This window comes from Corallococcus terminator (genome assembly GCF_049194865.1).
Taxonomy (GTDB): Bacteria; Myxococcota; Myxococcia; order Myxococcales; family Myxococcaceae; genus Myxococcus; species Myxococcus terminator_A.
Map to the genome: position 1 here is coordinate 72,848 of NZ_JBLZWL010000023.1, position 22,964 is coordinate 95,811.

Annotated in this window: 17 protein-coding genes; 11 read left to right on the forward strand and 6 right to left on the reverse strand. The window is 70.0% G+C overall.

Annotated features, from left to right (window positions below; all coding sequences use genetic code 11):
* Positions 1-118 precede the first annotated feature (118 nt).
* Complete coding sequence (locus ACN469_RS10840; protein ID WP_498766843.1) at positions 119-910, forward strand: hypothetical protein; 792 nt, start codon at positions 119-121, stop codon at positions 908-910.
* A 58-nt stretch (positions 911-968) separates the two neighbouring features.
* On the opposite strand, the gene ACN469_RS10845 is transcribed toward ACN469_RS10840, so the two are convergent.
* Positions 969-1,805 carry a GIN domain-containing protein gene (locus ACN469_RS10845; RefSeq protein ID WP_498766845.1) on the reverse strand — a complete coding sequence of 279 codons (837 nt, stop codon included), beginning with the start codon at positions 1,803-1,805 and terminating at the stop codon, positions 969-971.
* Between the two features lie 75 nt (positions 1,806-1,880).
* On the reverse strand, positions 1,881-3,257 hold the full coding sequence (locus tag ACN469_RS10850; protein ID WP_498766847.1) for a hypothetical protein: 1,377 nt from the start codon (positions 3,255-3,257) through the stop codon (positions 1,881-1,883).
* Between the two features lie 207 nt (positions 3,258-3,464).
* Between ACN469_RS10850 and ACN469_RS10855 the strand changes: the two genes are divergently transcribed.
* Complete coding sequence (locus ACN469_RS10855) at positions 3,465-5,840, forward strand: CARDB domain-containing protein (RefSeq protein WP_498766849.1); 2,376 nt, start codon at positions 3,465-3,467, stop codon at positions 5,838-5,840.
* A gap of 46 nt (positions 5,841-5,886) precedes the next feature.
* Here the strand turns inward: ACN469_RS10855 and ACN469_RS10860 are convergent, their stop codons facing one another.
* Positions 5,887-7,116, reverse strand: coding sequence for a GAF domain-containing sensor histidine kinase (locus ACN469_RS10860; protein WP_498766851.1), 1,230 nt, complete (start codon positions 7,114-7,116; stop codon positions 5,887-5,889).
* 245 nt (positions 7,117-7,361) lie between these two features.
* On the opposite strand from ACN469_RS10860, the gene ACN469_RS10865 reads away from it, so the two are divergent.
* Together ACN469_RS10865 and ACN469_RS10870 are read left to right on the forward strand one after the other, a co-directional pair.
* Positions 7,362-9,203: a HEAT repeat domain-containing protein gene (locus ACN469_RS10865; protein WP_498766853.1), complete on the forward strand. Its 1,842-nt coding sequence runs from the start codon at positions 7,362-7,364 to the stop codon at positions 9,201-9,203.
* Positions 9,204-9,298: 95 nt separating this feature from the next.
* Positions 9,299-10,021, forward strand: coding sequence for a hypothetical protein (locus ACN469_RS10870; RefSeq protein WP_498766855.1), 723 nt, complete (start codon positions 9,299-9,301; stop codon positions 10,019-10,021).
* A gap of 6 nt (positions 10,022-10,027) precedes the next feature.
* Here the strand turns inward: ACN469_RS10870 and ACN469_RS10875 are convergent, their stop codons facing one another.
* Positions 10,028-11,014: a DUF2278 family protein gene (locus ACN469_RS10875; protein WP_498766857.1), complete on the reverse strand. Its 987-nt coding sequence runs from the start codon at positions 11,012-11,014 to the stop codon at positions 10,028-10,030.
* Between the two features lie 524 nt (positions 11,015-11,538).
* Positions 11,539-13,950, reverse strand: coding sequence for an ABC transporter permease (locus ACN469_RS10880; protein WP_498766859.1), 2,412 nt, complete (start codon positions 13,948-13,950; stop codon positions 11,539-11,541).
* A 331-nt stretch (positions 13,951-14,281) separates the two neighbouring features.
* On the opposite strand from ACN469_RS10880, the gene ACN469_RS10885 reads away from it, so the two are divergent.
* Positions 14,282-15,820 (forward strand): ELWxxDGT repeat protein, encoded by a 1,539-nt coding sequence (locus tag ACN469_RS10885; protein WP_498766861.1) that lies wholly within the window; start codon positions 14,282-14,284, stop codon positions 15,818-15,820.
* 8 nt (positions 15,821-15,828) lie between these two features.
* Here ACN469_RS10885 and ACN469_RS10890 read toward each other — a convergent pair whose 3' ends face one another.
* Positions 15,829-16,725 (reverse strand): hypothetical protein, encoded by an 897-nt coding sequence (locus tag ACN469_RS10890; protein WP_498766863.1) that lies wholly within the window; start codon positions 16,723-16,725, stop codon positions 15,829-15,831.
* 303 nt (positions 16,726-17,028) lie between these two features.
* Between ACN469_RS10890 and ACN469_RS10895 the strand changes: the two genes are divergently transcribed.
* From ACN469_RS10895 to ACN469_RS10920, 6 genes are all read left to right on the forward strand, one after another.
* Positions 17,029-18,396 (forward strand): hypothetical protein, encoded by a 1,368-nt coding sequence (locus ACN469_RS10895; RefSeq protein ID WP_498766865.1) that lies wholly within the window; start codon positions 17,029-17,031, stop codon positions 18,394-18,396.
* A gap of 90 nt (positions 18,397-18,486) precedes the next feature.
* The gene (locus ACN469_RS10900) at positions 18,487-19,215 is read left to right on the forward strand and encodes an NADPH-dependent F420 reductase (protein WP_498766867.1); all 729 of its coding nucleotides are present in this window, start codon (positions 18,487-18,489) and stop codon (positions 19,213-19,215) included.
* A 94-nt stretch (positions 19,216-19,309) separates the two neighbouring features.
* On the forward strand, positions 19,310-19,801 hold the full coding sequence (locus ACN469_RS10905) for a (R)-mandelonitrile lyase (RefSeq protein ID WP_498766869.1): 492 nt from the start codon (positions 19,310-19,312) through the stop codon (positions 19,799-19,801).
* Positions 19,802-19,899: 98 nt separating this feature from the next.
* Entirely contained in the window at positions 19,900-21,219 is a 1,320-nt protein-coding gene (locus ACN469_RS10910) for a leucine-rich repeat domain-containing protein (RefSeq protein WP_498766871.1), read from the forward strand.
* A 39-nt stretch (positions 21,220-21,258) separates the two neighbouring features.
* The gene (locus tag ACN469_RS10915) at positions 21,259-21,891 is read left to right on the forward strand and encodes a hypothetical protein (protein ID WP_498766873.1); all 633 of its coding nucleotides are present in this window, start codon (positions 21,259-21,261) and stop codon (positions 21,889-21,891) included.
* Positions 21,892-22,028: 137 nt separating this feature from the next.
* The coding region (locus ACN469_RS10920) for an aromatic acid exporter family protein (protein ID WP_498766875.1) at positions 22,029-22,964 on the forward strand (936 nt) is incomplete at its 3' end.

Here is a 22,964-nt window from a genome sequence, read left to right on the forward strand (position 1 = left end):
GGGGGGAGGCGAGCGGGCCGCCTGGGTGCGGAGGGCCACCACCCTGGGTGCGGAGCGAGGCTTCCACCGCCGCTCCGGCTGGCCCTACATTGGCGACCTCAACGTCGGAGGTCATTGCTTGGATTGGTCGAGTGTCCTGGTCAGCACGCTGGTCGGTGGTGTCGCGGGCGGGCTCGCGGGCGGGCTCGGCCACGTCCTCAAGCTGGGCAAGAACGGCACCGTGGTCCTGGTGACGCTCGCCTCGCTGGCCTCGGGGTTCGGCTACCGGGAGTACGCGAAGAGGAGCGTCTCGGACTTCGACCGCATGATGACCGCGTTCGCGGAGGAGGAGCCGCGCACGCCGATGGACCGGTACCTCAAGTACTGGGCGCTGGAGGCGCGGGCCTCTCCGGAGATTCGCCAGTGGTTCGAGCAGACCCCACAGCTCACCGCGGCCGAGCGCCAGCACGAGTCCATGCTCAAGACGCGCGCGGGACTCACCAAGCTGTCGGATGAGGACCTGGTGCTGCGGATGCGACTCCTCGCGCGCATGCTGGGCGCCGCGCAGCAGAAGGATTGTGCCTCCTTCGGGCGGGGAGACCTGGGCGAGGAGGGGCTCGGGCGGTTGCTCGGCGAACTCGACGACGAGGGCCTCCGGGCGTTCGGCGGCGTCATCACGAGGGCGGTGGTCGCCGAGCTGCGGCAGACGCCGTCGCGCACATTCGTGGAGGACGACCTGTCGCGCGGGTTCTCCCAGCTCGGCGCCAAACTGGGCGAGCAGGACGCGCGCAAGCTGGCTGACTACATGCTGCGGGTGGGCACCCTCTCCGACGAGGATGCGTGCTGGACGACGCGAACCCTGTACCAGGGCGGCGCCGAGCTGCCGGCCCCCTATGGGGCGGCGTTGGCGTTTGCGCTCGCCAGCAACTGAGGTCGCGAGGCTCGGGCGGCCCGGCCCGGATGGGTGGGCCGCCGTCACGCCTGGGGCCTCAGTGCCAGTTGACCCGGCCGCTGCCGTTGACGCGGATGGAGCGCACGGAGGCCGAGCCCCACAGGTCCACGTCGCCCGACGCGTCCAGGGAGACCTTCACGGTGCCGCCCTCGACGGTGGCGCTCGCGTCACCGGAGCCCTCGGAGACCAGGTCCAGGTCCACCGTGCGCAGCTCGCGGGCCTCCAGGTCGCCGCTGCCGTCCAGCCGCACGCTCAGCCGGGAGGCGGTGCCCCGCAGCCTCACCAGGCCGGAGCCCTCGCTGGCGACGTGCACGTCGCTCGCGGCGCCCATCCAGCTCAGCTCTCCGGAGCCGGACAGGGCGAAGTCCGCCCGCTCCACGAGCACGGAGTCCGGCATGCACATCACCACCCGGCCGGAGCCCTCCACCCTCGCCTCCACCGTGCGGGCTCCGCCGCAGTAGCGCAGGCTGCCCGAGCCCGTCGACTGGAGCCGCACGTGCTCCCCGCTCTGCCCGAGGAAGCCCTCCACCGTCATCGTGCCGGAGCCCTCCAGCGTGGCGCCCACCAGGCGAGGCACGGTGATCTCCACCCGCGCGGTGCCCTTGGGGTGGAGGTTGCCGTCCGTGGTGATGATGAGGGACGCATCAGGGCCCTTGAAGGTGCGCACGTTGTCCTGGAGGTTGGAGTCCAGCGTCACCTTGAGGCTGGCCGTCTCGCCCTCGCGCACCACCACGTCCAGCGGGCCTTCATGGGTCACTGACTGGAACGCCTCCACCTGGCGCTCCTCGGTGACGGTGTCGCCGTTGCCGTGCACGTCGAAGTCACTGCACCCCGCAAGCCACCCCGCCGCGAGCACACCCGCGGCCATGCGCATCCACATATCCTGCCTCCGTTGAGAGTCTCGCGCGGTCGCGCGCCGTCGATGGAACACCGCGCCCGCGAGAAACTGTCACCGGCCCCCGACTTCCGACGAGGGCAGCCGCGCGGAGGCCACCGCCACGCACAGCGTCGCCACGACGAAGTAGTAGTAATTGCAGAACGCCTGTTTGTTGAAGGCGAAGAAGGTGGCGTACGTGAGCGCCGTGGCGGCGGCGAAGCCCGAGGGGGACCGGGGTGCACGCCACAGGCCCAGCCCCAGCACCAGGGACACCGCGACGAACGGAATCCAGAGCGGCGGAGGCGGATGGCCCCTCGCCACCCACGCGGCCAGGTAGCTCAGCGACTCCGTGCGAAACGGCTGGTGCACGTGCAGCGCCACCACGCTGTGGAAGAACGCCTTCACGTCCGGCAGGACGAACGGAAGGCTCACGAGCAGGGCGGTGGCGCCCGCGCGCCACAGCAGGCCCCAGAGCCGCCGGGGCTCGGGCACCAGGAGGAAGGCCAGCGGCACCAGGAACACGGTGTGCTGCTTCACGGCGAGCGTCAGCCCGAAGACGTAGGGCAGGGCGCGAGGGAAGCGCAGGGCGCAGAACACGCTCGCCGACAGCAGCAGCACCAGGAACGGCTCCGTCCAGGACTGCTCCAGCACGAAGAAGCCGCGCGGGGTGAGCAGGTAGAGCGCGGCGGCGCCCGCGCCCAGCCGTCCGCCCCGCGCATAGGCCATGAGGCCCGCCGCCAGCGCCGTGGCCACGAGCTGCGCGTAGCGAGGGTCTCCGGCCAGCACGCGACCGAGCGTGGCGAACAGCAGGCTCAGGGGCGGATAGGGAAAGCCGAACAGCAGGCGCCCGTCCTTCACCAGCCCGTCCCCGTACCAGAGCGAGTGGCCGTAGATGTTGGGGAAGGTCATCGCGAACGGGTTGCCGCCGCGCAGCAGCTCGTCCGCGCCTTCGACCTGGAACACGAAGACGTCGATGCGCGGCGCCGGGGCATGCTGGAGGATCCACCCTCCCAGGAGCAGGTACACCCCGAGCAGGACGGGCACACCCACCTGTCGCAGTCGCTCCGGCCCCGCCAGGAGCGCTCCCGACACAAGCGCCGCGGTGGCCAGACGCTCATGGAAGAGCGCGAAGGGCCAGTGGCCATCCAGCCGCAGCGAGGCCGCGGGGTAGTCCGAGAGCAGGGCCTGGAGCTGCGCCAGCAGCGCGACCCCCACGAGCAGCGCGAGCACCGGCTCCGCCCACGTCCAGGGACGGCGCAGTCCCGGGCCGACCACCGCGAAGAGGCTCAGTCCCAGGGCCAGGGTGAGTCCCCGCAGGGAGTCCTCGCGGAGCGTGCCGTTGGTGAGCTGGAGCGTCAGGCCCAGCACCGAGGCCGCCGCCAGGCAGAAGACAGGCAGCCGCCAGGGGTCCGTGGGTGAGGGGGCGAGGTGGGCCGGCGGTGACTCCATGGCGCGCCTTATACCGCACACGCCTGGACGCTCGACGAAAGGGCTTCGTCAGGGAGGACCGCCAGAGGCGCTCACGAGGCGTTGCGCAGGAAAGCCAGGCCAGGGGTGTGAAGTGAGACAGGGCACGCGGCGGAGTCGGCCACGAGCGCCTGCGAGCAGCAGGATTCAAGCAGGTCCGGGCCGGCGGTTCCCGCGAGAGGTTTACGTATGAAGGCCAGGAGCAGTGTGTGGGGTGTGACGGGGCTCGCGACGATGCTGGTCGTGAGCGCTTGTGATGAGTCAGTCGGACCCGTCGCGGTCGAGGAAGTCACGGAGGGTGCTTCCGTGGAGACGGAGCGGTCCGCGCTCAGCGCGGCGCCGGCACCCGACTTCGTCGTGACGTCCGTCACCGGGCCCGCGAGCATCCAGGACGGAGGGATGTTCGATGCCCGCGTGACGGTGTGCAATCAGGGGCCGCTCCCTTCGAGCGGCACGGAGGTGGAGCTGTACCTGTCGGCGGACGCGGTCATCACCGCGGACCTTCCGCTCACTCCCGCCTCGGACGCGCGCGTCGGTCAGTTCATGGTGGAGCCGCTCCAGCCGGGCGGATGCCAGACGCGCACGACGCGCGTGCAGGCGAACGCGCCCATCCCCGGGGCGTACTTCCTGGGGGCCATCGTCAACGCACGGCGTGGCGGCCTGGAGACGGACTGGAGCAACAACACTCAGGCCAGCGCGAGCTTCGGTGTGGGCTCCCGTCCGGACTTCGTCGTGACGTCGGTGACGGGACCGGCGAGTGTGGCGCCGGGCCAGTCCTTCGCCGCGCTGGTGACGGCCTGCAACGTCGGCACGGTGCCGGCCATGTCCATCGTGAGGCTGTACCTGTCCGCGGATGCGGTCATCACGTCGGAGGTGCCGCTCGTGCCCACGTCGGATGTCCTGCTCGGTGAAGTCATCCTGGGCATGCTCTCACCCGGGCAGTGCCAGACGGAGTCGAAGACGGTGACGGCGTCGGTGCCTCGCGAGGGGGCCTACACGCTGGGCGCCATCGTGGACCCAGCGCTGACGATGGCCGAGCTCATCGAGGACAACAACACGAAGGCGGGCAGTCGCATGGGCGTGGGGCTGCGGCCTGATTTCGTGGTGGCGTCCGTGACGGCGCCCGCGAGCGTGGCTCCGGGGCAGTCGCTGACGGCCAGCGCGGAGGTGTGCAACCAGGGCACGGTCCGTGGCGCCACCACCGTGGAGCTGTACCTGACGGCGGACGAGGTCATCACGCCGCACGTGCCGCCCAACCCGCTGACGGACACACGGCTGGGCACCCAGGACACCGGGCCGCTCGAGCCCGGCGCTTGTCGGACGGTGAGCTTCACGAGCACTCCCCCGGGGCTCGTCCCCGGCGCCTACCACGTGGGCGCCATCGTCGACCCGGCCCGCCTCCTCAATGAGCTGGATGCCGACAACAACACGCGGCTGAGCGCGCGGCTCGGCGTGGGGTTGGGCCCCGACCTGGTGGTGGGCACGCTCTCCGGTCCGTCTGCTGTCGCGCCCGGCCAGCCGCTCTCCGCGAGCGTCCAGGTCTGCAACCAGGGCACGACGCCGTCGAGCGGCGGCCAGATGGAGCTGTTCCTGTCCGACGACGCGGTCATCACCGCGACCGACCGCTCCTTGGGACAGGTGAGCATCGGCGCGCTCAACGCGCGGGAGTGCCGCACGCTCTCGTCCGTGTCGAGCTCGCCCATCCCGGAGGGGGTGTACTTCCTGGGGGCGCTCGCGGACCGTGACAACGTCGTCGCGGAATTGTTCGAGGACAACAACGCGCGGAGCGGCGCGAAGCTGGGCGTGGGCCTGCGGCCGGACCTCGTCGTGACGTCGGTGACGGGCACCCCCGCGGTGCAGGTCAGCGAGTGGCTCACCGCGAACATCACCGTGTGCAACCAGGGCACGACTCCGGGGCTGGCCCCGGTGGACCTGTACCTGTCTCGGGATGCGGTGATTACTCCCCGCGTGGGCTCGCAGCCCTCGGCGGACGCGTACGTCGGCCCCGTCTACCCGTCGGCCCCGTTGGCGCCCGGCGCGTGCGAGACGGTGAGCCTGACTGGCATGCCTCACGGGGTCCAGGAGGGGACGTACTTCCTGGGCGCGGTCGTGGACCCGGCTCAGTTGGAGGTGGAGCTCCTCGAGGACAACAACGTGACGCTGGGCACGCGCCTGGGCGTGGGGTACCGGCCGGACTTCGTGGTGACGTCCGTGACGGCGCCCACCCCGCTCTCGCTCGGGGCGCCCTTCACCGCGTCCTTCCAGGTGTGCAACCACGGCACGCAGCAGGGGGTCACCTCCCTGGAGCTGTTCCTGTCGAAGGATGCCGTCATCACGCCGCCCATCGGGCCTGGCGCGCTGGAGGCGGACCTGCCCGTGGGCGCTACGCCCGCGTTCAACCTGGCGCCGGGCCAGTGCGAGACGGGGACGGTTCCCATCTTCGCCGGCATCCCGTTCCCGGGGTCCTGGTACCTGGGGGCCATCGCGGACGTGGGCAACGCGACGCAGGAGCTCTTCGAGGACAACAACCGCCTCGCGGGGACGTACATCACCTTCAACCCCTGAGTCGTTGAAGGACCACCGCCCCTCTCGTCACGCGAGGGAGGGGCGGTCAGCCGTGGCGCGGGAGGTGGATGCTGAAGGTCGTCCCGCCCGCCAGCGTGGAGTCGACTTCGACGCGGCCTCCATGGGCCCGGGCAATCTGGTCCACGATGAAGAGGCCCAGGCCGATGCTGCGCCGCTCCGTTCCCGTCTCGGTGCCGCGCCGCATGGGCTCGAAGAGGGAGGGGAGCACGTCGACGGGAATGGGCGGCCCGGCGTTGCTCACCCGCAGCACCAATTCCTGACGGCCGCTGCCCTCGCAGAGCACCTGGATGCGGGCGTCGGGCGGGCTGTACTGCACGGCGTTGGAGAGCAGGTTGTGAATCACCTGGGCGATTCGGTCCGAGTCCCAGGCTCCCTTCCCGTCGCCCCGTGTCTCGACTTCCAGCACCCGCTCCGGCATGACGGACTGCACTTCGTCCACCGCCTGCTGGGTCAGCTCGTGCATGTCCATGGGCTGGCGATTGACGGGCAACACCTGGCCCATGCGTGTCTGGGTGAAGTCGAGCAAGTCCCGGATGAGGCGCTGCGCGCGGTCCGCCGAGTCCACGACGCGCCGGATGGCCTTGCGCGCCCGCTCGTCCAGGTCCGTTCGCCGCACCAGCGTGGACGCGGAGAGGAGGATGGCGTTGAGCGGGTTGCGGAGGTCGTGGCTGACGATGCCAATCAGCTGCTCGCGAAGAATCGCCGCTTCCTTCGCGTTGAAGAGCTGCGCGTCCCTGCGCTCCAGCTCGTCCTGGTTCTCCAGTTGATGGCCGATGAGCTCTCCGAGGTGGCGGAAGACCTCGAGCTTGTCCTGGGTGAGCAGGGCGGGGTTTGCGTCCAGCGCGCACATGACACCGAAGAAGGACCCGTCCCTGCGGTACAGGGGCACGGCGATGTAGCTCTCCACGCCATAGAGCTTGGGCGCGGGGTGACTGGCGAAGCGCGGGTCCTTGCTCGCGTGATTGACGAGCAGCGGTGTCGCCGAGGTTCGGACCGTGTTGCAGAAGGTCGTGGTGATGGCCAGCGTGTCGCCGGGATTGAGGCCGAAGTTCATCTCATCCAGCACGGCGCAACACCGCCACTCCTGGGCGGTGACACGCGCGACGACGGCCAGGCGCAGCCCCGTGGTCTGCAAGAGCACGCGCAGCACCGTCTTGACGGCATCGATGCGCGCGATGGCCTGGACGTCCGCGGTGAAGCCGACGGGCTGGGCCTCCGGGGCAAGCGGTGACGGAGCACTTTCAGGGGCGGCCATGGGAAGAAGAACAAGGTGGCTGTCTCTCGTCATTCTCTCCCTGTAGTGCCCTCCCGGACGCGAGGCCCTGACACCTCGCATGCGGGGTTGGGTGCGCTTGCTCTCTGGCAAGGAGGGCGGGGCGGGTGGGTGTAGGACCGACGGCCCGCCCATGAAGTCACCCCGCCTCGTGGAAACCCCTGAGTCCCGTCGAGGGAGCGAGCGGCTACACTCCCGTGAGGAGAGCACGGAGCCAGGGGGAGTACGTGGCACGAGCGCGAACACCTCCGGACCGAGATGCGGGCCAGCGTCCCGAGTCCTCGAGCGAGTCCCTGTCGACATCGGAGTTGCTGCGCCAGCTTGCCGAGTCGAAGACCGGTGGCTTCACCGAGGACATCGCGCGGCTGCGCGCTCGGGCGGACCTGGTCGATGCGGCGCAGGAGGCCCTCTCCGTTGGCCAGGAGCGGGAGCGGGTCCTGGTGCTGCTGGCGATGCAGGGGCTGGAGGCGCGCGCGGCCCAGGCGCTCATGCTCTCCGCGCTGGGGGACGTGTCCGCGCGAGTCCGGGCCATGGCGGCCCGAGGGCTCGCCCTGGTGCCGCGACAGGTGGCCTGGGGGCGGCTGGTCCATGCCCTGGCGGATGTGGACAGCACGGTGCGGCGCCAGGCCATGGAAGCCCTCGCGCGAATCGATACCTCCGACGCGGGCGCGCTGCTGGGGGAGCGCTATGCGAACGCGACGGAGTCCGAGCGGCTCATCATGCTCGACGTCGCGAGGGAGGAGGCGTCACCGGCGTGGCTGCCGCTCGCGCGCCAGGGAATGGCTGACGCCACGCCGTCGGTCCGGGCCGCGGCCGTCGCGGCGATGGCGATGGTGGCGGGGCCGGCCGCGGACAGCGCGCTCGTGGCGGCGCTCCAGGACGCGGACGAGCAGGTGCGCGTCGCGGCCGTCGAGGCGCTCACTCCCCGCGAGGCCCTCTCCGCCGCGCCGTTCCTGCCCATGCTCGCGGATGCCTCGCCCACGGTGCGGATGCGGGCGCTCCATGCGCTGCTGCGGCGGGGGGCCTCGGAGGGATGCGAGGCGCTGATTCCGGTGTTGGATGACCCGCTGCCGCAGCTCCGGAAGATGGCCATCCTCGCCATCGGTCAGCTCGGCTGTGGCGCGGCGACCCCGCGACTTGTCGACGAAGCGCGCCGCGCCACCGACGCGGAGGAGCGTGCCGCGCTCGTCACCGCGCTCGGGGCCCTGGGTGCATGCGAAGGAGAGCCGGTCCTCCAGGCGTCGCTCGAGGACCCCTCCGCGCGCGTGCGGGCCGCGGCGGTGGTGGCGTGGCCTCGGGTCGTCGGCGCGTCGCGGGCGCTGGACTCGCTGCGACGGCTGCTGCGTGCGGACCCGGACTGGCAGGTGCGCTCCCAGGCCGCGCTCGCGCTGTCGGGCGCGGCGGCTTCGGCGGACGAGGACCTGGCCGTGGCCCTCACGCGAGACGTGGACCCGAGGGTCCGCACGGCGGCGGCGCGGGTGCTCGCGGACAGGCCGGGCGCGGAGGTGGAGCAGGCGCTGGTGAGGGCGCTCTCGGACCCAGAGCCCGAGGTGCGGTTGAAGGCGGCGCGCTCGCTGGGGCGACGGCTGGCGGCGGAGGCATGTCCCGCGTTGCTCGCGCTGGAGGCCACGGAGCCGCGCCGCGACGTGCGAGCGGAGGTCCGCCTGTCGCTCTCGTCACTGGAGCGGGCCCGGACGGGTGTCGAGGACGCCGAGCGCCCGGAGCGCGAGCTGTTCGACCCGGCGGGTCTGGGTATCGCCTTCGCCACCTGGCTGAGGGACCCTGACTGGTATCCCGTCTCGGACCGGCTGGTGTTCTACCGGGAGGGTGAGCTGGAGAGCATCGACCTGGAGGAGCAGGTCCAGGTCCACGCCTACTCCGTCGATGTCGGCCACCTGCGACTGCGACGGCAGGGGGCGCCGGAGCTGCTGACCGCGTTCCAGGTGGAGCGCACGACCTGGCCTACGCCGGAGCAGGGGGAGCAGCCCTGCTACCGGCTGGAGCTGCACACCGACGTGCTCACGGGCACCGGGCAGCCCCGGGTCTTCTATTGCTTCGACGTCCGCTGACGCGTCGCCCAGGTCACGCGCCGTGTCGGGCGAGGGTGATGCGGACTAGACTCTCTGGCGTGCCCCGCACCTCGTCCCGTCATCCCAGAGGCTCCATGCGTCACGCGGCTCTCGTGCTCGTCGTCCTGATGGCCGCCGGATGCAGGTGCAGGCGGACCGAGTCCGTGCGCACCGAGACGATGGGCTCCGCGGTCATCACCCACGTGCGGACCTGTGAGTGGCTCGACTGGGAGAGCGGCTCCTGCCGGACGGACTCGGTCATGACGGTCGGCTCGGTGCGCATTCCGGAGGTCGGCAATGCTTCCCCCAGCCCCTCCGGTACGCGGGCGCTGGTGGGCATGCGGGACGGCACCGCCATCCTCGTCGACACCCGGACCGGAGAGATTCACAGCCGCTTCCCCGTGTTCGCGCAGGACCGGGAGTGGTGCGGTGATTCGGAGCTGATTGTCACCTCGCCCTTGGCGTACTTCGACGGGGATGGCTACAAGGGCACCACCCTGGAGTTGGTGTGGTTCGAGAACGACACGGAGGTTCGCCGTGCCGTCGTCCACAAGGGACTGCGCGCCGTGCCCCGCGTCCTGTGCGGGCCCGTGCACACCATGGCATTCGCGCTGGAAGGAAAGACGCCGGAGTCCGCTCCGGAGTTGTACCGCTGGAGCCAGAAGGACGGACTCCAGCTCGTGGAGACCTGGCCCGGCCCCATCGAAGGTGGGGGACCGTCGGACCTCGTCCTCTCCTGGGCTCCCTCGGGCCGCCCTGACTGGTGCGCGCGGAGCCGGCCGTACGACCTGAATCGCTGTGTGCCGCCCGCGCGCTGACGGCCCTCAGAAGACGACCGTCCAGCCGGGGCGACGGACCTGCTCCCGCACGTACGAGACGCCGTCGACCTTCAACCCCTGGGCGTCGAGCAGACTGATGGAGCCGCCCTGATTGGTGAGCTCCACTGGCCTGGCGACGCGCAGCACGCGGGTGGCGCCAGGAGCCAGGTCTCCGCTCAAGGTCTGCTGGTGTTTCTTCCTGTCCGCGAGCACCCAGCCGGCGAGGGACACCGGAGCGGGTGACGTGTTGAGGAGGGTGACGGTCTCCTGCTCGGGCGCGTGGGTGTCGTTGACGAGCGCGGCGATGATGCGCACCAGGCCGTCGTGCTGCTCGGGCACGGGAGTGGTGAGGGCATGTCCCGTGCTGTCGTCGGTGTGCCAGACCTGCGACTGGAACTTGAGGAAGATGCCCACCCACTGTTCGGGCTCCGCGAAGTGGAGCAGCACGCCGCCGTCCTGCCACACGCCATCCTGGTCCGCGAAGGACGCGTGATTGCCTTGGTTCATGTGGATGTCGTGGATGCCGCGCCCGGGGCTGAAGCCGAAGTACTTGTCCTTGGCGCTCTCCGGGCCCCACGTCTCACCGAAGGCGTAGACGGTGGCGTGCTCATCGGCCATGGCGCGCTGGAAGAAGTGGTCCAGCTTCTCGTTCAAGTCGTTGTCCGGCCCGGGCACGTTCGGCGCCAGCGCCTTCATGAGCGAGCGGTCGAAGAAGTTGCCCCGGATGTAGTCGAGCGCCCGTCCACTCCCGCCACCGGGCAGCGGCGTGAAGCCGAGCGGCAGGGCCTTGAGCGCCGCGGTTGCGGGGTGCCGGAAGTTCTCGTCGACGAGATACTCCAGGTCCGATGGCGGCAGCTTCGAGCTGACGTTGATGGCGATGCGGTGGTCCGCGTCCTGGTCCACGAGGCGGACCTGGTAGTGGGGACTGGGACCGGAGCCCAGGCGGCGCGCGATGGCGGAGCCCTTCAGCACTCCATAGTTCTTGAGCGGCATGCGTGATTCCTCCTTCACGGAGGAGGCGTCATGCGCCGGATGTCTCGCGACGCACGACGAGGGCTGCTCGGAGCCCCGGCCGACACGGGCCCGCTTGGATGCCGGGCCCCTCGCGAGCGTGGCTACGGCAGCACGGCGCGAGGCCCCTTGTGGGGCTTCCCGGGCTGGACACCCTCGTCAACAACGCGGCGAAGCAGCAGACCCAAGACTCCGCGTCCGGAGGTCGTGGAAACCCCTGAGGGTAGCGCGGCGCCAGGGACTCTGTCTGGGTTGTGTTAGCTTTGGCGCCGCCGTCCCCATTGAAAGGCTTGTCATGCGCAAGGGATTCCAGAAGTGGGTCTTTGTCGTGGGAGTCGTTGTTGGAGGCGCGTTGGGCGTGCTTCAGCCGGCGGAGGCCGAGGCTGGCGCGGAATCGTGTCAGGACATCTGTACCAACGAGGACTGCTCTTGTTTCATTCAGTGCGGGCAGAGTGGAGGTCAGTGCGTCTGCAAGGACTACTCCGTCTGCGTCTGAGTCTCGGTCCTCACTGCTCTGAGCGAAGGGCCTCGCTGGGAGAGACCTGGAGGGCGCGGCGCGCGGGCAACCAGCTCGCGAGCAGCGCCACGACTCCCAGCAGGCCCGGGACGGCCAGGAACGTCGCCACGTCGAAGGCGTGCACGCCGTAGAGCATTCCAGACAGGCTCCGCGCGAGCAGGGCGGCGCCCACCAGGCCCACCCCCACGCCGACTGTCGCCAGTCGTGCTCCCTGGCCCACCACCAACCGGAGGACCTGGGAGTCCGTCGCTCCCAGGGCCATGCGGATGCCCAGCTCGCGGGTCCGCTGGCTCACCGAATACGCCACCACGCCATAGAGGCCCACGCCCGCGAGGGACAGGCCCAGGCCCGCGAGCAGCGCCAGCAGTCCTCCCATGACGCGCGTGGTGCCGAGGCTCGCCTCGACGACCTCCTCCATCTCCCGCACGGTGCCCAGCGGCAGGTCCGCATCCATCGCGCGGTAGCGCTCGCGCAGGGCGGGGACGAGCGCGTCCAGCGGCGTGGAGGAGCGCACGACGAGCACCATGTACAACGCCGCGAACTGGTTCATGGGGAGGTAGACCTCCGCCTGGGGTGTCTCGCCCACGGCTCCGTGGCGGACGTCGCGCACCACGCCCACCACCTCGCGGAAGTCCTCGCCGTCCAGGGTCAACTTCACCTGCTTGCCCAGCGCCTGTCCGTCCGCGAAGTGCCGGCGCGCGAACGTCTCGTTGACCACCATCACCTGGGGCGCGCTCGTGGTGTCCGAATCCACGAGGGGACGGCCCTCCTTCAGTGAGATTCCCAGCGTCTCGAAGAGGCCCTCGCTCACGGTGCGGAACGTGGCCAGCTCGCGCGTGTCCGCGGCCGACGGTGACTCGCCTGGGAGCAGCACGGCGCTGACCCCATTGCGGCCCCACAGGGGCACGGTGCTGGCCAGCGCCGCCGAGGACACCCCGGGAAGCGCCCGGATGTTCTCCACGAGCGTGGAGAGGGCGAGCCGCTTCTTCGTGTCGTCCTCGTACGTGTTGCCAGGAAGCAGCACGTCGGTGGCGATGACGCCGCGAGGCTCGAAGCCCAGCGGAGCCTCGTGCAGCGCGCGCAGCGTGCGCAGCATCAGCCCCGCGCCGATGAGCGGCACCAGGGCCAGCGCCACCTGGGCGACGACCAGCAGCGCCCGCAGTCGCCCGGTCCCCGTCACGCTCCGCCCGCCACGCGCCACGCCCAGCGCTCCCAGGGCCTCCGCCCGCGCCGCACGAAGCGCGGGCACCAGCCCGAACAGCAGGCTGGTGGACAGCGACACGCCGAGCGCGATGAGGAGCACGTGAGGCTCCAACCGCAGGCTCTCGGGAGGAAGCACGCCCTGGGGGATGAGCAGCTTCATCAGGTCCAGGCCCCACAGCGCGAGCAGGAGTCCCGTGCCGCCGCCCGCCAGGGCGAGCAGGGCGCTCTCCACCAGGAACTGTCGCGCCAGCTGCCACCGTCCCGCCCCCAGCGCCGCGCGCACGCAGACCTCCCGCTCACGCGCGCTGGCCCGTGCGAGCAGCAGGTTGGCCACGTTGGCGCAGGCCACGAGCAGCACCAGCGCGACGATGCCGGACAGGAGCCACAGCCGCTCACGGGCTCCCTCCACCACCAGCTCGTGCAACGGCACCAGTCGCACCCCGGGCGCCTGCTCCGCCATCGCGGGCTCCCGGGCCAGTCGCGCGGCCAGCCCCTCAAGCTCCTCCCGAGCGGTGTCCAGCGGCGTCCCCGTCCTCAAGCGACCCACCGCCCGCAGCGTGACGTCCCCGGGATGATGCGCCTCCCAGACAGGCTCCAGCACGAGCGGCTTCCACAGGTCCACGTCGGGGGCGAAGCGGAAGGACGCAGGCAGCACGCCCACCACGGTGTGCGGCCTGCCGTCGAGCATGAGGCTCTGTCCCAGCGCCTCCGGCCTTCCTCCGAAGCGGCGCTGCCAGAGGCCGTGTCCGAGCAGCACCACGTCGTCCTGGCCCGCCGCCACCTCCTCCTGTCCGAAGGCGCGACCGAGCGTCGGCTGCACGCCGAGCATGGACAGGAGCCCCGCCGTCGCGCGGCCGGTGCGCACCCGCTCCGGCGCGGTGCCAGCTCCCGTGAGGGTGCGGTCCCACAGCGCCAGGCCCTCCACCTGCTCGAAGGTCCGGACGTGCTCGCGCCACGCTTGCAGCATGAGGTGGCTGACGCCCAGCCGCTCCCGCTGCGCGCTCGACTGGTAGAGGCGCACCAGCTGCTCGGGCTCGCTGTAGGGCAGCGGGCGCAGCATCACCTGATAGACGACGCTGAACACCGCGGTGGTCGCGCCGATGGCCAGGGCGAGCGTGGCCACCACCACCGTGGTGAAGGCGCGCTCACGCAGCATCCGACGCAGCGACAGACGAACTTCCTGGAGGAGCGAGGGCATGGGGGCTGGGACGTTTGTGCAACTCTAGCGCCACGGACTCCCACGCGAGCAGGGCGGGCGGCTTGCGTGTCGGGGTGGCTTGGACTCCGCGCCTGGGTGTCCGGATGTGGCACGAGCGCTTCCCGGAAGCGGGCACCTCGGGTGCTCCAGGAGGTCACGATGCGTCCCGCGTGTGGAGTGGACACACTCCGAATCCTTCCTGACGCGAAGGTGCCAATCCCACCGCACGCGCTGTCTCTCCAAGCAGGCGAGCAAGGTAGGTCTTGGGGCCACTTTGCACCGGGCACCACGCGACACACCCTCCCTCCCAGTCTTTCCTGTAGGGGGCGGCATGTCGTGGCGCGGTCGGTGGATGGTGTCGTTGCTGGTGGTGGGGGCGGGCTGCGGGAGTGCACTTCCAGGAGAGGAGGCGACGGCTGACTCCTCGGGGGAGGTGGAGCAGGGGCTTGACTCGTCGTACTGCCTCCCCACGGAGGCGGCTACCAGGCGGGTGAAGACCATCCTTCCGCCCTCGGAGCTGGGCAGTGCCCTCTTCGCGGCGGGCCCCGGTCCCTTCGAGAGCTTCCAGGGGACGCTCCACTTCGCGGTGAACTTCGAGGATGGCCGCCGCGCCCTGTGGAAGAGCGATGGCACCGAGGCGGGCACCACGCAGGTCAAGAGCCTCCCCACCTCGACGGGGACCTTCTGGCCCATCGTCACGCACCTCACCGCCACGCCCTCCCGGCTGTTCTTCATGGCGGGGGACACGGCGCATGGGATGGAGCTGTGGGCCAGCGACGGCACGGGCGCGGGCACCGCGTTGGTCAAGGATCTGACACCAGGTCCCGAGCACTCCACGCTGAGCCACCTGACGGCGGTGGAAGACGCGCTGGTGTTCTTCAAGGAGACGTACGACGACACCACGTCCCCCACCACCCGCTACGAGCTGTGGCGGTCGGATGGCACGTCCTCGGGGACGGTGCGTCTGCGTGACTTCGGCACGGAGATGGAGGTCAGCTACCTGGACGCGAAGGCGGACGGCGCGCTGCTCTTCTTCGTGCGCGAGCTGTCCGGCGAGGGCACCAGCCTGTGGAAGACGGACGGCACCACGCAGGGCACCGTGCGACTCAAGAAGCTCACCTCCGGGGCGCAGGCCTTCATCCGCTCGGTGCGGACCTCGGACGAGCACACCCTGTTCATCCTGGGCGAAGCCTCCGGGCTGCAGGAGTTGTGGAAGACGGATGGCACCGTCGCGGGCACGGTGCGGCTGGCGTCCTTCGGCTCCTCGCGTGTCGTGGAGATTCTGGGGGCGCTGGGCTCCTGGGCCTACGTCACGACCACATCGGTGACCACCCAGTACATGGTCATCTACCGCGTCCCGCTCGCGGGCGGGAATCCGACGTCCGTGACGAGCCTGCCCAATGCCTTCGCTTCGCAGGGCGTGGCGTTCCCCTTCATCGACGCGGTGAGCAAGGCGCCGGGTGGCTCCAAGCTCTTCTTCTCCGTCCACATCGGAACCTCGGGTCCGGGGGTGCGTGACTCGCAGCTGTGGGTGACGGATGGCACCGACGCGGGGACTACCCTGCTGCGTCGGCCCATGAGCCTGTCGGACGAGTACAGCTCTCCGCTCGTCGCCGTGTCGGATGACCTGGTCTTCTTCAGCTCGCTCGAGCTGGGCGGCGTCGGCGTGGAGCCCTGGGTGAGCAACGGCACGGTGGGCGGGACGCGACGCCTGAAGAACATCGCCCCGGCGGAGACCTCGTCCTACCCCTATGGGTTCCTCAAGGTGGGCTCGCGCGTGTTCTTCAGCGCGTATGACGAGACGCGGGCGGGCCAGCTCTGGTCCACCGCGTTGAGCAACGCCTGCGTGTCGCCCGACGCGGGGCCGTAGTCAGGGGCTCAGGGGCCTGAGACGACCTTGAGTGCGGACTTGGGGTCGTCGCGCGTGACGGGCTCGGAGGGGGCCTCTTCCTTGATGGTCAGGGACAGCTCCAGGCTGCGGGCCACCAGCTTCTTCAGGGCCCAGACCTGTGGAACGTTCTCGATGTAGACGCGGCTGGTCCCCAGGGCAGGAGGCGCCGCCTCCACGTCGAAGTCGGCGGTGATGGCCTTGGCTTCCTCGACAGGAACCCACGTGACGATGCTCTTGCGTCTGCCGTTGCCGAAGAACCGCGCGAACCACTTCGTCGGGCGCTTGAAGGACACATTGAAGTAGTTCGATGTGTCTCGGAAGAGGATGTCCTCTGGGACGTGGCCGTTCTTGACGCAGATGTCCCGGACGACGTTGAAGAACGCCAGCTCCTCTTCCGTGGTCTCGACGGCGGCGCGGTTCTTCTCCTCGACGGGAGCACGGGCTTCACCCTCGAAGGGCTTGGTGGAGTCCGCCTTCACCACGTTGGGGCCTTCGGGCGAGGTGGACGGAGCGGCGCCCTCGTTCAGCCGTTGGATTCGCTCCTTGAGCTTGTTCAGGAAGTCATCGCCCATCACCCGCAGGAGGGTGGGCTCGATGGCTTCCTTCGCCACCTCGCCGAGCCGCTCCAGCACCGCCGTCGTCCGCTTCCCCTTGTAGATATCCTCGGTCAGCCAGCGGATGAAGTCCTCGTGTTCGGCGGGAGCCTTCAGCACGGCGGAGAGCTTGTCGATCATCCCCTGCCGGTAGCGGCTGTTCTCCGCGTCGGTGATGAGCGTCGTCGCGTTGAAGGACTCGCGGCTGAACTTGGAGAGGAACTTCGCGACCTTCACCCAGTCGGCCTTCGTGTCCTCCAGGGAGAACGTGAAGAAGGGCTCCGGGTCCATGACATTGGGATTCTCCAGGTCGCCGAAGAAGAGGTAGTGGCACCCCCAGCTTCATCGAGTCCCGCATCGGCCGACGGAGTTCTCAAGCCCGGCGACTCTCGGGACTACAGGCAGGATGACAGGGATTGTCCATCCCTCCACGGGGTGGGTCTGGCATTGCGGAGCGCGCCTGGGCCGAGGTCAATCGAGACCTGGAACCTGGGTGTGCTCGGCTGGTCGCCATCGGAGTCCGGGTTGGATGTGCCTCCGGGTATCAGGTGTTCTCCGTTGTCTTTATGGGGCGGCTGCTGTTGCCTTGCGCCCATGGACGAAAGCCTCCACCCGGACATCCTCGACACGCTCGGGCGTCAGCCTCGTGAGTTCGGAGCGGTGCAGCTTCATGTGGAGCCCATCGTCCAGGCCCCGGGCGGCACCGAGGCGCGCGCCGTCGTCTGGCTCCAGGCGGCCTTCACGCCCTTGCCGCCTTCGGTGAGCCTGCGCGTCGTCGATGCCGTGACTCGGCGAGAGCTGTGGCGTGGGGGGCTTCCCTCCTTGGAAGGAGGAAAGGTGATGCGGTGGGTCTTGCCGCTGAGCCTCGAGGCCGACATGAAGGAGCTGCTCTTCCTCCTCCATGCGCCGGTTCCGGAGGACGCCACGCGAGTGCGTCCTCCCTGGCGCCTGTTCGACACGCTGGAGCAGGTGGAGGTCCGCCCCGCCGCCCGTCCGCTGTCGAGCACGCTCCTCAGAGCGGGAGTGTTTGCCTCCACGGGCTTCGGCCTTCCCGCCATCGCCATCACCCTGGCCCCGTCCATGGGCCTGGGGCCCAGTGAGCCAGGGACGCGGCGTCATGCGGCGCGCGCGATGCCGGAGGGCTTCATCGCCGACGTCACGCCCGGTCCCTTCACGCAGGACTCCGAGCCCGGCAACACCCTCATCTGGGAGCCCGGTCAGGTACTGGATGCAGCTCGCTGGGCCGAGGCCTCGGGCTCGGCCGAGGGGACTGAAAGCGTGCGTTGCGCCTGTGGCGCCGTGGCGCCTCGCGATGCGGAGTTCTGCCCTCGGTGTCTCGCCTCGCTCGCGGGCGCGACGCGCGAGCCCTTGCCGCCGGTGTTCGAGGCGCTCTCCGCCGGCATGGATCCGCCCGCCACCGAGGGACCCCTGGAGGCCACGACGGCGCGATGCCCCCGGCACCCTCGGGTGGAGGAGGTCCAGGCCTGTCCACGCTGCGGAGGGTTCTTCTGTGAAGCCTGCCTGCCAGAGACGCTCGCGTCCGAGCGAACGCACTGCGCCGATTGTCTCGCGAGAGAGAAGGAGCCTCCTGTCCTCCGCAGTGCGTTGCTGAGGGACCTGGCCATCCTTCAAGGTGGCGTGGTGGTGCTGATCGTGGTGATGGGCGTCCTGTCCACGATGGCCTCGCCCAAGGGAGAGCCCTTCTATTCGATAGTGGGCACCCTGTGCCTGGCGTCTCCCCTGCTGGGGCTCGCCGGGTTGCTGGTGCTCACGCGGAGTTCCATCCCCGGTTGGATTGCCCTCCCGCTCGACCTCCTCTTCGGCGTCGCCATCTTCCTCGTCGGGGGGTACCTGATTGGTGCCCTCATTCTTCTCTGCGCCGTCATCTCCTGCTTCCAGCTGTTCAGACTGAGCAGCCTGAACAACCCTTCGCCCGCCGTGACGGGGCCTCCGGGATTGTGAAGCAAGGCTTCAGGGCCCATTGCGTCGGTCGCGTCTAATGTCGGACCGGCCTCGAGCGTACTTCTACCCTCTCATGGAGGGTTCACGCTCATGTCGCTCTCTCGTCGGTCATTTCTGGGGGCCTCCGTCTCTCTCGCCGCGCTCCCCGCCCTGGGCAAGGTGAAGGAGAAGGCTCAGGCCCTGCGAATCGGGGTCATTGGCGCGGGCTGGTTGGGCGGCACTGTCGGTCGGGTCTGGGTTCGGGCCGGGCACGAGGTGTTGTTCTCCTCCCGCCATCCCGAGGAACTCGCCGCCATGGCCCGCGAGCTGGGCCCGCGCGCTTCGGTGGGGACGCCGCGCGAAGCCGCCGGGTTCGGCTCGGTGGTGTTGTTCGCCGTCCCCTACGCCGCGCTCCCGCAGCTGGGGCGTGACTTGAGGGAGGCCCTTCGCGGCAAGGTCGTCCTCGACGCCTGCAATCCCTCGGCGAGCAGTGATGACGCCCTGGCGCGCGAGGCCCTGGCCCACGGCGTGGGCCCCACCTCGGCCAAGTACCTGCCAAGCACGCGGCTGGTCCGGGCCTTCAGCGCCGTGGATGCCACGGAGGTGGAGGCGTCCGCCGCGAGGCAGAGCGGAAAGCTGGCCGTGCCGCTCGCCGGAGACGACGCCGAGGCCGTTCAGGTGGCCGCGCGGCTGGTGCGCGATGCCGGCTGTGAGCCGCTGGTGCTGGGCAAGCTGTCCGAAGCCAGTCGTTTCCAGCGAGGCAGCCCGGGGTTCCGGGCCAACACGACGATGATGGAGCTGCGTCGCCGGCTCGGCATGCCGGCACAGGAGAAGCCATGAAGGGCGACCTCGAGCTACCCGACCACCGGTTCGTCATCGACACGACGAACGCCTGACCACGCGCAGGGGCTTCGCGCCCGAAAGGATGCTGGAGATGAAACTGCCTGTCATTGTCGCGCTGTCGCTCCTTGTTCCCGCGGCGGCCCAGACGGACCCGCGAAAGGCCGCCAGCGGGGGCGCGCCTGTCCTGCGCATCATCCGTGGTGGCTCGCAGCCTTCCGCCAAGGGGCCCGCGGAGACCTTCACCGGTGCCGTGCGCGTGGACCCGCTCTTCCAGCCGAGCGCCCCTTCGCGCACCGCGGGGGCCTACGTCACGTTCGAGCCCGGCGCTCGCTCAGCGTGGCACACCCATCCGCTCGGTCAGACGCTGGTGGTGACGGCGGGAATGGGCCGGGTGCAGGCCTGGGGCGGCCCCGTGGAGGAGCTTCGTCCCGGAGACGTCGTCTGGACACCTCCCGGCCAGAAGCACTGGCATGGCGCTTCACCCACCACGGCGATGACCCACCTGGCCATCCAGGAGCAGCTCGAGGGCAAGAGCGTCGAGTGGCTGGAGAAGGTCACCGACGCGCAATACAACGGTCGGTGAGCCGCACCTGCCGCATGTCGCGCGGAGTTGTTGATGACCGCCATCGTCCATGCCCTGATGTCCGGCGCTGGGAATCTTCGGCTGGGAGTCTCTAGGACATGGCGGCGAAGCAGGGTGCGGTGACGAGCTGGGGGCGTGAGGTCTCCGAGCGTGAGGCCTGGGCCCGGGTGGAGGCCGCCGCGACGCCCGAGTGGCGTCAGAAGCTGGCCTCCTGGTGGAAGGGAGTCACCGACGAGGGCGTCCTGCTCCATGAAGGCGACCTGGAGGCGGACTCGCTCGTGGTGGGGCCTCGGCCGCTCGTCGTCTCCGGCAATGTCCGGCTGAAGGGCTTGCTGGAGGATGGACACGCCGCCGACCACACGCTCCTCGTGGTGCTGGGAGACCTGGAGGTGGAGAACGTGGTGACGCTCTCCGCCATGTTCATCGCGGGTGACGTCCGGATTCGTGGGCTCCTCTTCGGAGACTCGCTCGGTGACGACGTCTTCTGGGTGGGTGGCGGCCTGAAGGCCCGGGTGCTCGTCGAGGAGCATCACCACCTCCATGTGGCGGGCGCGCTCGATGTGGACGCCCTCGTGGGTAGCAAGCTCACCGCTCCGGGCAATCCTCGTCAGACGCTGGCGCCGCATGAGGCGCTGCTTCCGGGGGCGTGGACCGCCGAGGACGAGGACGAGGACGGCGTCGTCGACTCGACGCTGGATGGGAAGGCGCTGCGCGCGAAGCTGCGCGCGGGGAAGCCCGTGCTGGCGGACACGCGGCTCGGTCCGGTGGAGAAGGCGATTGCCGCCGCGAAGGAGAAGGTGGCGAAGGGGGAGAAGGCGCCTCGACTCGGGCTCTCGCTCAAGAAGCTGAAGGCCATTCCCGAGGAGGTCTTCACGCTCACGGGCCTGGAGGGCCTCACGTTGGACTCCAATCCCATCGAGGTGATTTCGCCGCGCATCGGCGAGCTGCGCGCGCTGCGCTCCCTCAGCCTGGAGAGCCTGCCGGTGAGCGCGCTGCCCGAGGAGCTGTGCCGGCTCCCCGCGCTCAAGAAGCTGAGCCTTCGCTACTGCGACAAGCTCGCCAGCCTCCCGGACGCGTTTGGCGAGCTGGAGTCACTGGAGGAGCTGTACCTGGACGCCAAGGGACTGGAGGGCTTTCCCGAGGTGCTGACGCGACTGCCGAAGCTCAAGAAGCTCTGGTGGTGGCGCTTCTTCAAGACGACGCCGGAGAAGCTGCGGGCGCTGGTGGAGGGCCTGGGCCGGATGCCGAAGCTGACGCACTCTGGCTTCTTCCAGGGCGAGGTGACGGCGTTGCCCGCGGACCTCGCGCCGCTCGCGCACCTCAAGCAGTTCAAGTTGGGCCTGGACAAGATTCCCGCGACGGAAGCGCAGCGCCTGGAAGCGGCACTGCCTCCGGGCCGGTTGCACGTAGGTCACTGAGCAACCGATGCCTCAGGCGGGTGCGAAGGAGAGACAGGGATGACCGCGGCTTATGAGTTGTTCATGCGTGAGGTCGATGCACAGGGGCGGGAGCGGCTCGATGGGTTCTCGCTGGGCAACCTGAGACACCTCGGTCCGGACGAACAGGTCCAGGTGTTCGCCACGCTGACCCGGCTCCTCTCCCAGCGGGAGGTGCGCGCCCCGGTGGCGCTGGCGGTCCTGGCCCCGACGCAGGCCACCATCGGCCTGCTGCGTGAGGCACTCCCGCTGCCGTGGAAGCCCGGTGTGACGCCCACGTACTTCGACCTGGAGGTCGCCGCCGCGCTCGGCGTGCTCGTGAACGAGCCCATGGCGCTGGACCTGCTGGAGGGCTCCGTGGCGCGGCTCGAGGACCAGTGGGCCAAGGGCATCGCGTCGGAAGGATTGCGCCGTGCATTGCCATCGAGTGACGCCAGCGCTCGCCTCGTGCGGCTCATTCGGGAGCGGCCTCGGGATTCAATGAGGCTCGACGCCGCGGAGATGTTGATGGCGAGGCATGGCCTCTGGGTGCATGACCCCGTGCGCAGACAGGAGCAACTGGCGCTCCTGGACGCACTGGTGGGGGATGACGTCGCCGCGCGAGACGCGGCGCTGCTGCGGGTCCTCGGTGAGCCCGTCAAGGCCTGGCCCTGAGCGTGAGGGCATGCGGGGGACGATTGCCTCCCTGCCCACGCCGCCCACCGAGCGCCCCTGCGAGCGAGGGGAGCTTTCGGGCGACGCGGTGCGTGAGCACATGAGGACATTCATCGCGGACAGGGGGAGGCTCGCGGATGCATCGTCTCTTGCGCCACATCCGGAGGTTCTTCCGACTCCAGCCGGGCAAGCCGGCATGGGCGGCCGGTGTTCGCGCGGCGTTGGCTGTCACGATTCCGTACTCGCTCGCCATGCTGCTGGGCTTCAAGGACGCGGGCTGGACGGGACTCACGGGGCTGCTCGTGACGCTGGCGAATCCCGGAGGGGCCTACCGGGGCAGGGCGCGGGTGATGGGCACGGTGACGGTGCTCGGAGCACTCGTGGGAACAATCGCCGCGCTGGCGGGCGGGCGCCTCTGGCTGGATGCGATTCTGCTCCTGGTGGGAGTCTTCGTCCTGACGTTCGCCCGGTGTTACGGCGACACGGCGGGCTCGGTGGGGGAGAAGCTCGCGGTCATCTTCGTGGCGTCCCTGGGAGCGCATGCCGTGGAGTTGGACGCGGCGCTGACGCGCGGCGGGGCGCTCCTGCTGGGCGGCGGGTGGGCGATGTTGCAGTCGCTGGTGCTCTGGCCGGTGCATCCCTATCGCCCGTCGCGCCGGGCCATCGCGCATGTGTACACGTCGCTCGCCGATGGGGCACGGGACCTCGCCACGCTCGCGCGGGAGGGGGCTCCCGCGGAGGTCTGGACGGCGGCCACGACGCGGCACCTGCCGCTGCGCGCGAAGATTGAGCGAGCCCGACAGACGCTGGCGTCCACGCGGGTAGGGCGCTCCGATGAGTCGCGACGGGGTGAGCACCTGCTCGTGCTCCTGGAGGTGAGCGAGCAGTTGCTCGGGGTGTTGTTCGCGCTGGCGCAATCGATGGAGGTGGCGAGCCCGGAGCGCAGGCTGCGTCCCGTACGGGAGCAGGTGGCGCGAGCATGTGACTGGTATGCGGAGATCTCCCAGCGGGTGGCGAAGGTGTCTCTCTCGCCGGACACGGCGGCTGTGTACTGGCCGCGCTTTCCCACCCAC

Excerpts from the sequence above, each read along its gene's own strand:
- ACN469_RS10845 (WP_498766845.1), bottom strand. The coding sequence starts at position 1,805 with ATGCGCATGGCCGCGGGTGTGCTCGCGGCGGGGTGGCTTGCGGGGTGC.
- ACN469_RS10850 (WP_498766847.1), bottom strand. The coding sequence starts at position 3,257 with ATGGAGTCACCGCCGGCCCACCTCGCCCCCTCACCCACGGACCCCTGG.
- ACN469_RS10855 (WP_498766849.1), top strand. The coding sequence starts at position 3,465 with ATGAAGGCCAGGAGCAGTGTGTGGGGTGTGACGGGGCTCGCGACGATG.
- ACN469_RS10860 (WP_498766851.1), bottom strand. The coding sequence starts at position 7,116 with ATGGCCGCCCCTGAAAGTGCTCCGTCACCGCTTGCCCCGGAGGCCCAG.
- ACN469_RS10870 (WP_498766855.1), top strand. The coding sequence starts at position 9,299 with ATGCGTCACGCGGCTCTCGTGCTCGTCGTCCTGATGGCCGCCGGATGC.
- ACN469_RS10875 (WP_498766857.1), bottom strand. The coding sequence starts at position 11,014 with ATGCCGCTCAAGAACTATGGAGTGCTGAAGGGCTCCGCCATCGCGCGC.
- ACN469_RS10880 (WP_498766859.1), bottom strand. The coding sequence starts at position 13,950 with ATGCCCTCGCTCCTCCAGGAAGTTCGTCTGTCGCTGCGTCGGATGCTG.
- ACN469_RS10885 (WP_498766861.1), top strand. The coding sequence starts at position 14,282 with ATGTCGTGGCGCGGTCGGTGGATGGTGTCGTTGCTGGTGGTGGGGGCG.
- ACN469_RS10890 (WP_498766863.1), bottom strand. The coding sequence starts at position 16,725 with ATGGACCCGGAGCCCTTCTTCACGTTCTCCCTGGAGGACACGAAGGCC.
- ACN469_RS10895 (WP_498766865.1), top strand. The coding sequence starts at position 17,029 with ATGGACGAAAGCCTCCACCCGGACATCCTCGACACGCTCGGGCGTCAG.
- ACN469_RS10900 (WP_498766867.1), top strand. The coding sequence starts at position 18,487 with ATGTCGCTCTCTCGTCGGTCATTTCTGGGGGCCTCCGTCTCTCTCGCC.
- ACN469_RS10905 (WP_498766869.1), top strand. The coding sequence starts at position 19,310 with ATGAAACTGCCTGTCATTGTCGCGCTGTCGCTCCTTGTTCCCGCGGCG.
- ACN469_RS10910 (WP_498766871.1), top strand. The coding sequence starts at position 19,900 with ATGGCGGCGAAGCAGGGTGCGGTGACGAGCTGGGGGCGTGAGGTCTCC.
- ACN469_RS10915 (WP_498766873.1), top strand. The coding sequence starts at position 21,259 with ATGACCGCGGCTTATGAGTTGTTCATGCGTGAGGTCGATGCACAGGGG.